Consider the following 2,071-nt stretch of genomic DNA (forward strand, 5'->3'; position numbering starts at 1 on the left):
CAAAGGAGACACCCCAGGACATCATTTTGTCAATGTGCACTACGGCTGGGGTGAGCGCCCCATACTGCCCCATGGCGCATATGCTTATCGCTCCCTTTAGGGTCACCCCAGCTTTCATGGACAGGGTGATATCCCGAAGCAGTGAGGGGAACTCCGATTCCATCCGCCTCATCTTGCGGGTTTCCGTGAAGCTGAACAGGGCCGGGGGCAATATGGCCAGAAGCCCCATGAATATCAGCATATCCGTGAGAGAAACCCCCAGCAGTCTAGCGACCACGGCAAAAACCAGCGCTAGGCCAACGGATGCCAGGAAGAGGAGGTAAGGCTTCTGCCTGAAAGCTGCCAGGGGACTCCGGCGGAGCAGTTGCAGGTCCGATTGCCGCCGCTGCGCCTCTATGGCCAGAAGTATGGGGTCTCTTACCTCTTGTTTCATTTAGAGCCTGCCGGCGTTAACGAATCTATCAGGTAGAAAAAGCCGATGGAGCCTAAGGGTATCATCCCATATATTATGGCCATCAGCATCACCGGGCTGGTCCCACTCAACATGGCCATGGCCGAGAACATCACGATGATGAACAGGGGCCCCGCCACCAGCCCGGTAATGTACATCTCCGATACTATGCCCAGGGTATTGATGAAGTCGGCGAACTGCCTCCGGTTCTCCTCCAGGTTCGCCCTGGCCTTGCTCATAAAGTAATGCCCCATCTCAGTCCCGGAAAGGGTGGAGGTGACGGCCCCCTGGATAAAGGTCCTGAGCCGTAGGGAAGGGGTGGTGGCGGTGAGGTTCCTCAGGGCGGTTATGAAATCGAAGCCGAGAAGGTCCACATCCCTCACCACCTGCTTGGCCTCCATGCTCACTTCCCCGTAGTATTCCTGGGCATCGGCTAACTTCTTAAAGATGGTGTACGGGATCACCCCCACGGTGGCCATGGATGACATCCAGGCGATGGCGTAGGGAAGCTGGGCGTCTATGACTCTGGCACGTTCCCAGGCCTTGACCTGGGGGTAGTAGTAGAAGATGATGAACACCAGGGAGAAGCCGAGGATTAGCGCCAGGAAGACCATCAGGATATTGGTCACGATGTTGACCGGATGGTCCACAGGGAGCGATAGCCGTCGGGCGGCCACATCCAGGAGGACATGAGGGGGATAGGCCAGCCCTTCGGCAACCATCCAGAGGCTGAGGGGGAGGGGGGCAAAGGCGAGTGAGTAGAAAATAGCCATGGAGAGGTATTTCTCCACCGGAACGTACAGATGGGCCTTGAACAGGTCGGCGCGTCTAATTCCCCAGCCGGCGTAGCCGCCGAACCAGGCCAGGGCCTGCTTGTTTAGTCTCTGTATCATGCCACTCCCAGCCTCTCCGCCGTCCCACGGGGGTCCAGATTATACTGGAAGAAAAGCCGACTCAGCTCGTAGAAGTCGTTCGGGCCCTTCTCTTGCAGGTGCCGCAGGATGCGCACCCGCCGGGAGAACTCCTTCTCCACATCCTCCTTGGTGAGGGTAAGCTTCGCCATGATCTCTTGGAACACCTTGGATTCGCCGCTGAATTCAAATTCGTCAGGTCGCCAACCGAAAACCTCGTTGGTCTTCAGTCTCTCATTTGCAAAGTCAACCTCCAGCACCTCGAGGACCTTGAGACACCTTCTTACCCTCTTGGTGCCTATTCTGACCATGGCATGGAGGGCTATTATGTTCAGGCTGTCCAGGAGCATCAGGGGCACATCGATGGGGGGCTTAGTCAGTCTCCTCACCACGGCCTCAGCCGAATCGGCGTGAATGGTGGAAAAGGTAATGTGTCCGGTGGCCATGGCCTGGAACAGGATGTAGGCCTCCCTGCCCCGCACCTCCCCCACCAGGATATACTCCGGTCTCTGGCGCAGGGCACTTCTGAGGAGGGCGAACATATCTATGGAGCGCCCCTCCGCGTCGGCCTCCCTGGTGACGGCAGGGATCCAGTTCTCGTGAAGCAGGTTTATTTCCCGGGTGTCCTCAATGCCGACGATTTTGCTGCTGACCGGTATGAACATAGCGAGGCTGTTGAGCGTTGATGTTTTCCCCGAGGCGGTGCCGC

3 protein-coding genes are annotated in these 2,071 nt (G+C 57.6%); all 3 read right to left on the reverse strand.

Annotated features, from left to right (window positions below; genetic code table 11):
* Positions 1-433, reverse strand: a 433-nt coding sequence (locus KJ624_03860) for a hypothetical protein (GenBank protein MBU2008971.1), incomplete at its 3' end; no start/stop codon positions are given.
* On the reverse strand, positions 430-1,344 hold the full coding sequence (locus KJ624_03865; protein MBU2008972.1) for a type II secretion system F family protein: 915 nt from the start codon (positions 1,342-1,344) through the stop codon (positions 430-432). The genes KJ624_03865 and KJ624_03860, both read right to left, overlap by 4 nt.
* Positions 1,341-2,071: type II/IV secretion system ATPase subunit (locus KJ624_03870; GenBank protein ID MBU2008973.1), on the reverse strand; the 731-nt coding region annotated here is incomplete at its 5' end. The genes KJ624_03870 and KJ624_03865, both read right to left, overlap by 4 nt.

The sequence above is a fragment of the Chloroflexota bacterium genome (assembly GCA_018825785.1).
Classification (GTDB): Bacteria; Chloroflexota; Dehalococcoidia; order JACVQG01; family JAHKAY01; genus JAHKAY01.

What these genes read in the sequence shown, in the direction of transcription:
- KJ624_03865 (MBU2008972.1), bottom strand. Translation starts at nt 1,344, where the DNA reads ATGATACAGAGACTAAACAAGCAGGCCCTGGCCTGGTTCGGCGGCTAC.